This window comes from Streptomyces sp. NPDC001594 (genome assembly GCF_042893675.1).
Taxonomy (GTDB): domain Bacteria; phylum Actinomycetota; class Actinomycetes; order Streptomycetales; family Streptomycetaceae; genus Streptomyces.
Genome location: NZ_JBIAVB010000033.1, coordinates 21,072 through 27,729 on the forward strand (window position 1 = coordinate 21,072; position 6,658 = coordinate 27,729).

7 protein-coding genes and 2 pseudogenes are annotated in these 6,658 nt (G+C 67.6%); 3 read left to right on the top strand and 6 right to left on the bottom strand.

Going from position 1 to position 6,658, the window contains the following annotated elements; translation table 11 throughout:
• Positions 1-123: 123 nt before the first annotated feature.
• Both ACFY0O_RS37320 and ACFY0O_RS37325 read right to left on the bottom strand, forming a co-directional pair.
• Complete coding sequence (locus ACFY0O_RS37320; protein ID WP_388955474.1) at positions 124-660, bottom strand: YbhB/YbcL family Raf kinase inhibitor-like protein; 537 nt, start codon at positions 658-660, stop codon at positions 124-126.
• Positions 661-707: 47 nt separating this feature from the next.
• Positions 708-1,490: a sporulation protein gene (locus tag ACFY0O_RS37325; protein ID WP_388955477.1), complete on the bottom strand. Its 783-nt coding sequence runs from the start codon at positions 1,488-1,490 to the stop codon at positions 708-710.
• Positions 1,491-1,590: 100 nt separating this feature from the next.
• Here ACFY0O_RS37325 and ACFY0O_RS37330 point away from each other — a divergent pair.
• A pseudogene (locus ACFY0O_RS37330) lies at positions 1,591-1,815 on the top strand (DNA-3-methyladenine glycosylase); the annotation flags it as partial.
• 45 nt (positions 1,816-1,860) lie between these two features.
• Positions 1,861-2,472 (top strand): DNA-3-methyladenine glycosylase, encoded by a 612-nt coding sequence (locus ACFY0O_RS37335; protein WP_388955489.1) that lies wholly within the window; start codon positions 1,861-1,863, stop codon positions 2,470-2,472.
• Here ACFY0O_RS37335 and ACFY0O_RS37340 read toward each other — a convergent pair.
• The 4 genes from ACFY0O_RS37340 to ACFY0O_RS37355 form a co-directional block, all read right to left on the bottom strand.
• Positions 2,400-3,362 (bottom strand): helix-turn-helix domain-containing protein, encoded by a 963-nt coding sequence (locus ACFY0O_RS37340; protein ID WP_388955480.1) that lies wholly within the window; start codon positions 3,360-3,362, stop codon positions 2,400-2,402. The two genes, ACFY0O_RS37335 and ACFY0O_RS37340, sit on opposite strands and share 73 nt — an antisense overlap.
• Positions 3,359-3,883, bottom strand: a complete 525-nt coding sequence (locus ACFY0O_RS37345) for a DUF6879 family protein (RefSeq protein ID WP_388955483.1) — start codon at positions 3,881-3,883, stop codon at positions 3,359-3,361. Before ACFY0O_RS37345 ends, ACFY0O_RS37340 begins: the two co-directional genes overlap by 4 nt.
• Positions 3,867-4,073 carry a hypothetical protein gene (locus ACFY0O_RS37350; RefSeq protein ID WP_210989046.1) on the bottom strand — a complete coding sequence of 69 codons (207 nt, stop codon included), beginning with the start codon at positions 4,071-4,073 and terminating at the stop codon, positions 3,867-3,869. The genes ACFY0O_RS37345 and ACFY0O_RS37350 overlap by 17 nt, the downstream gene beginning before the upstream one ends.
• Positions 4,074-4,328: 255 nt before the next feature.
• Complete coding sequence (locus tag ACFY0O_RS37355) at positions 4,329-5,777, bottom strand: recombinase family protein (protein WP_388955486.1); 1,449 nt, start codon at positions 5,775-5,777, stop codon at positions 4,329-4,331.
• A gap of 68 nt (positions 5,778-5,845) precedes the next feature.
• On the opposite strand from ACFY0O_RS37355, the pseudogene ACFY0O_RS37360 reads away from it, so the two are divergent.
• A pseudogene (locus ACFY0O_RS37360) lies at positions 5,846-6,241 on the top strand (DNA-3-methyladenine glycosylase); the annotation flags it as partial.
• Positions 6,242-6,658 lie beyond the last annotated feature (417 nt).

Sequence of the window (6,658 nt, forward strand, 5' to 3'; positions counted from 1 at the left end):
GCGACCACCCTGGCGGCAAAGCCCGGAACCACTCTGGCCGCGCGCGCCACGCGGGACAACGCAATAAAAATGCCCGGCCCCGGCCTTCTTTAGACCAGGACCGGGCGAACACCGGGAGAACGATCAACGAGCCGCGGGCGACTCGTACTCACCGATCAGCTGGGCCCGGCCCAGCGCGTGGAACCGCAGGTGGAACCCGACGACCGCCGGGGACGAGTCCGCGTCCGGACCGAGCTGCTCCCGGTCCACCGCGTACACGGTGAACACGTACCGGTGCCGCTCGCCGCGCGGCGGAGCCGCCCCGCCGAAGTCGCGCGTGCCGTAGTCGTTGCGCACGTGCACCGCGCCCTCCGGCAGCCCCACGAAGTCCCCGCTGCCGGCACCCGCCGGCAGCGAGGTCACCGAGGCCGGGATGTCGAACAGCACCCAGTGCCAGAACCCGCTGCCCGTCGGCGCGTCGGGGTCGAAGCACGTCACGGCGAAGCTCTTGGTCCCCTCGGGGAAGCCCTCCCAGCTCAGCTGCGGCGAGATGTTCTTCCCCGTGAGGACCTGCGCCGCGTGCAGGTCGGCGCCGGGGGAGACGTCCTCACTGGTCACGCTGAAGGACGGCACCTCCGGGTGGAAGTCGTGCGGAAGGGGCGCCCTCTTCTGCTGGGCCACTGCTGTACCTCCTGATGGGAAACGCGTACGGGCGGACGGGCCCGAGCCTAGAACCAGTTGCGCTGCGAACCGACGGAGGCGATCCACTGGTTCAGGTACGCGGCCCAGTCGGTCCCCTCGTACGAGTGCAGACCCACCTGGAAGCAGCGGTAGGTGTCACTGCCCTCGCTGAACAGCCCAGGCTTCTTGTCCATCTCCAGCACGACGTCCATCTCGTGCCCGTCCGACACGAAGGTCAGCTCCACCTGGTTCAGACCCCGGTACTGCGACGGCGGCAGGAACTCGATCTCCTGGTAGAACGGCAGCGTCTGCCGCGTCCCCCGGATCTGCCCGCGCTCCATGTCCGCACTGCGGAAGGAGAACCCCAGCTGCCGGAACGCGTCCAGGATCGCCTGCTGCGCCGGCACCGGGTGCACGTTGATCGGGTCCAGGTCACCCGCGTCCACCGCGCGGGCGATCTCCAGCTCCGTGCTCACCCCGATGTTCATCCCGTGCAGGGGGTGGCCCTCGAAGTGGGTGATCGGCGTCTCCGCCGGGATCTCCAGCGCGAACGGCACCACGTGCAGGGCGTTCGGCTGCACCTTGAAGGCACCGCCGAGGCGCTGCTTCGTGAAGACGACGTCCTGCTTGTACTCCTGGTCGCCGCCCTCCACCTCCACGCGCGCCTGGAGCCCCACCGAGAGCCCCTCGATCTGCTGCTCCACGGATCCGCCCTGGATCCGCACCTCACCCTGGACGATCCCGCCGGGCACCACGTTCGGCTCGGTGATGATCGTGTCCACCGAAGCCCCGCCGGCACCCAGGCTCGCGAGCAGCTTCCTGAAACCCATCTGTGTCTCCCCTGTACGGATACGGAATACGGATACGCCCTACCACTGCGGAACCTTAGGCCCCGGTTCCCCGGGCGCGCGTTCCAGTACGCTCGGCCGGATGAGCGCGCGCCCCGACCGTACGCCCCTGCCCCGATCCTTCTTCGACCGCCCGGTCCTCACCGTGGCCCCCGACCTGCTCGGCCGGATCCTGGTCCGCCGTACCCCGGAGGGCCCGATGGAACTGCGCATCACAGAGGTGGAGGCGTATGCGGGCGAGGCCGACCCCGGCTCCCACGCCTACCGCGGCCGCACCGCCCGCAACGCCTCGATGTTCGGTCCGCCGACACGCGTACGTCTACTTCATCTACGGCATGTCAAGGCAGTCAGCATGAACGTCGACATCCTCGCCCACCCTGCCGAAGAAGTCGCTCCCAAGCTGCTCGGGAGTGTACTCACCTGCAAGACCCCGGAGGGAACCGTGAGCATCGCCATCACGGAGACCGAGGCGTACTCCGACGCGGCCGACCCGGCTTCCCATGCCTACCGAGGCAGGACACCCCGTAACGCGGTCATGTTCGGACCCGCGGGACACCTGTACGTCTACCGGTCCCACGGTCTCCACTGGTGCGCCAACATCGTCACCGGGACGGACGGTATCGCCTCGGGTGTCCTCATCCGGGCAGGCAGGGTCATCGCGGGGGAGGACCTGGCACGCAAGCGGCGAGGGGAGAAGGTCGAGAGCCCCCGCCTCGCCCGAGGTCCGGGGAACGTCGGCCAGGCACTCGGCATCACGGCAGAGCACAACGGCGCAGACCTCCTGGCAGGTACCTCGGTCATGCTCTCCGAAGGCGAGCCGGTACCTGCCGCGCTCATCCGGGTCGGTCCTCGGGTAGGCGTGAGCAAGGCCCACGACTGGCAACACCGGTTCTACCTCGCCGGTGATCCAACGGTCTCGGCGTACCGACTGAGCCCGCGAGCCAAACCGACCACAGGGGCCTGACCCGCTGTGCGCCTTGCTGACGGCCCGCCGGTGAGTCGGTGCGGAGTTGGGTCAGGCGATGCGTGATCGTCCGCGAGCGCGGCGCGTGACGCATTCCAGGCCCCTTCGCCGAAGAGGGCGTGTTCCTCGTACCCGGCGAACTCGTTCAGATACGCCAGAACATCTCGGCCGTCGCGTAGTACGAGACTTCCCGCGGTCGTCTCGATGGTGACCAACGCGGCGTCGTAGATGGTGAACGTACTCAGAGGGGTTCGGGGCGTCGGTGCCCCTACGGGGATCACCCCGATCTGAACGTTCGGGAGGTAGGACAGGGACGCCAGCCGGTCCATCTGCTCGGCCAGTGCCAGTGGGGAGACGACCGGCCAGCGAACCGCCTGCTCGGTCAGAACGAACGTGAACCGCTTCGAGGCGTCGTAGAGGACGGCTTGCCGTCCCAGCTTCCCCGCCACGGCCTTGCTCGTGTCGGCCGTCGAGTGGGCCAGGCTCGCCCGTACGTACTCCGGTGTTGCGAGCAGCCCGGTGACCATCGAGAGCAGGAAGTACCGCATCTGCGTGGAGGACGCTTCGAGCGACTTCAGCTCGGCCTGTCTCGTACCGAGTCCCTTGCGCCGAAGTTCTCGGAGGTTCCGCCACTCGGTGTTCGCCATCCTGGCGAGGGCGGAGACCTCGGCGACCAGCCCCGGCGGAGCGTCCAGCGCTCGCAGGATCTGCTCGACGTCGACCAGAGACGGCCGTGTCCGGCCGTTCTCGATGCGAGACACCTTCGACTGGGACATGTTGCAGCGCGCCGCGAGCCGGTCCCCTGAGAGGCCGACTCGCTTGCGCAAGTCCCGTAGCAGAGAAGCGAGTTCGGTGCCGGACTCGCCAAGCTGCTCAGCTTCGAACGTCACTCCGCCACGCGCTCCGCGTACTCCAGGAAGGGAACCGACTCGGCAACGGCGATGCGCTGCCACTCGACGAACGGTGCGGGGTCACCCTCGTACAGCTCTCGGCTGATCTGTGTGCCGTCGCCCTCGTAGTGCATCAGGACGACCGTCGAGCGGTCGAACATCCAGAAGTCCTCGACATCCGGCAACGGGTTCTCCCGCTCGGTCACGTCAAGGATGCGGATGTCCTCCCCGGCGAGCACGTGCGGGGCGTAGTACCGGGAGAACTCGAAGCGCAGGTACTCGGAGAGGGGCCGATTCAGGACGTGCACTCGCCCCTTGCTCTTACCCTCGCCACGCAGCCGCTTCAGGTCTTCCGTATAGGCGGACGAGTAGGCGTGCGGGTCGACGCGGTTGCCTGCCCGGAAGGCGTCAAGCTCTTCCGCCTCCTGCGGAACCAGGTACTGGGGAAGGGTCTCCAGTCGCCAGGCTTCCGTCTGGAAACCCCGGAGCATCGCCCGCCAGCCGTCACCATCCAAGAGCACGAACGGCCTCCCGAAGAACGCTCTCGGGGATCTCCACGAGCCCTTCGCCCTGCGGGGGAGTGAAGGCGTCGGACACGTCACCCTGAACCACGATGGAGCCGGAAGCGGTGCGGTAGACGTTCGGGCAGTCGTCCTCTCCACACGTGCCGTTGCCGTTGCCAGTGAGCCGAGTCAGTTCTTCGCGTGCCATGCGGAACCCCCTTGACTTGGTGGCCCGGCCGGGCCACCTGAGGCGACCGTACGGGGGCCGCTCGCGACCGTCCATGCACGGACGTGACTCATGCACGTTGTTGCATGAACTGGGGGAGCGAGGGGCGCGCAGAGGCGGTGAGTGATCTCCGGGCCCTTCTCGCCGGGTATGACGACGGGCCCCGCCCGACTCTCGTCAGACAGGGCCCTTGCTCACTTCGCGCGGACAGCCGGCTCGGCCCTCCGCGATCGGATCTCAGGGGTTCCGGAACGTGATCCGGCAGTGTTCGCCCTTGAAGGATCGGACCCCTCGGCCGCGCGGCATCAGTTCGACTAGCTCGCAGACCTGCATGACGACGGTCCGCACGTAGTCGATGCGGTCAGGGTCCTCGTAGTCCAGCTCCTCCCACAGGTACTCGACGTCGCCCAGGTCGACACGCACCCGCTGTGATGCCAGGTCTGCCAGCTCGGCCCTGATCTTGGTCAGGTCGGCGTCACACCTGCCGATGCCCGCCCGCAGGGTCGACGCGTCGATGTCCCCTACGGCGAACATCTCCGCCAGGGCGGTGCGCCTCTCGGATGCGGCCGTCTCCTCGGCCAACAGTTCGGCCTCTCGCTCCTCGTCCGCGGCATCCGTGGCCGGTGCCGCGTTCCACTCCTCGGCCCTGTCGATGACTTTCCTGACCACGAAGGAGTCAAGCGGGTCCGCGGGGCAGGTGATGCACCGACCACCCGAACAGGTGTAGATGCGGTACCGCTCGCCTGCCGCGTTCTTCTTGCTCCACCCTTGAGTGACGACGGCCTGACACTTCGAGCACCGGACCACGCCGGACAAGAGGGCCTTGCGCTTGCCGCCACCGCCCGTGTTGCGCTCGGGGTCGCTCAGGTAGCGGACCAGGGCCCGGAATATGCCCTCGGAGACGATCGCCTGCCAGTTGCCCGCGCCGGTCTCCTCGGTCCGCCGCACGCGCTTCCCGTCCGGCTTCTCGACCCACTGCGAGTACGTCTGGATTCCCGCGTTCCTCGGCTTCAACAGGACGATCCGAAGGTTCGAGCTGCGCCACTCCTTGCCGTGCGGCGAGAGCAGTCCACGCGTGTTCCAGTCCTTCGCGATGGACCAGAGGGTGACGCCGGCCAGGACATCCCGGTACGCCTGCCGGAGGGCCTCCGCCTCTGCTTCCCTGTGCCGGCCGTCCCGCTCGAAGCCGAAGGGGCGAGTACTCCAGAAGGGCCTCCCCGACTCTCTGCGCCGCTGGTGTCCGAGTACCTGACGCTCTACTCGCATCTCGGTCTCGTTGCGAGCCACCACAGCGCCGATGCGGGCAGCGAGACGGCCGGACGGAGTGGACAGGTCGAGCACACCCTGAGCCTGTGCGGCGGCCAGTGTGACGCCGGTCGCCTCGGCCAGGTCCACCAGGTCTTCAAGGTCCCAGGGGGTGCGGTACATGCGGTCATAGTGGCGGGACACGATGGCGTCCGCCTTGCCGTCCTCCACCAGAGCTTTGACGCGTTCCCACTCCGCGCTCCGCTTGGTTCCCCGCTTCGTCGAAGCCGACGTGTCCTTCTCAACGATCGTGGCTACGACTGACCAGCCCTTCCGGTCGCACAGCGCCTGACTCAGCTCGACCTGTTGTGTCAGGTTCCCACCCTTGGATTCCTCGCCCCTTGGGGTGGGGCTGAGCCTGGCGTAGATGATCGCTCGCACTGCCTGTCTCCTGCTTGTCGTCGCTTTGCCGATGCTGCCGGACCAACGACGTACATGCCTAGTGAGTTACCTATGGCATGTGGTTCAGCCTCAACCTCGTCTGCGGACCCCCGGGCCACGCGAGCGGAGTACTGGTGCGCGCGGGGGAGGTGACCCTGGGCGCCGACCTGGCCGCCAAACGTCGAATCACGGCCAGAAACCCGCGAGAACTGGCCAAGGGTCCGGCCCGCCTGGCCACGGCCCTGGACGTGGACCGCTCCCTCGACGGCGCCGACCTCTGCGCGGGCCCCGATTCCCCCCTCTCCCTCCTCGCGGGTACTCCCACCCCTCCCGACCTGGTGGGCAACGGCCCGCGCACGGGAGTCGGCGGCGCCGGCGCGGCCCACCCGTACCGCTACTGGATCACCGGCGACCCGACCGTCAGCCCGTACCGCGCCCACGCGCCGCGCCGCCGGGCAACTTGACTCGATCTTGGTGGACGCCTAATGTAGCCCGAGCCGCTGGAACGGGGCACTGCCATCGCAGACCCCGCAGGAGCGGCCAACCCACTACCTACGACGTGCCCCTGGCGGGGTCGATTTCGGCGTGCCCGAATTCGAATCCGACGGCTCGATTATGAGTTGCAGGGAACAAGCGCTAACGTGGTGGAGCGCCGAAAGGCGAAGGCCCCCAACGGCCACCGAATTCAAATCCAAGTCCGGAAACGGCGCGGAAATGATCTGGTAGAGTTGGAAACGAAGGAAGCGCCCGGAGGGCCTGGAAACAGGAACGAAGGAAGCGTCCGTACCTTGAGAACTCAACAGCGTGCCAAAAATCAACGCCAGAAGTTGATACCCCGTCCACTTCGGTGGATGAGGTTCCTTTGAAAAAGACCTGTCGGG

Coding starts and splice junctions, on each gene's coding strand:
- ACFY0O_RS37325 (WP_388955477.1), bottom strand. CDS start 1,490: ATGGGTTTCAGGAAGCTGCTCGCGAGCCTGGGTGCCGGCGGGGCTTCG.
- ACFY0O_RS37335 (WP_388955489.1), top strand. CDS start 1,861: ATGAACGTCGACATCCTCGCCCACCCTGCCGAAGAAGTCGCTCCCAAG.
- ACFY0O_RS37350 (WP_210989046.1), bottom strand. CDS start 4,073: ATGGCACGCGAAGAACTGACTCGGCTCACTGGCAACGGCAACGGCACG.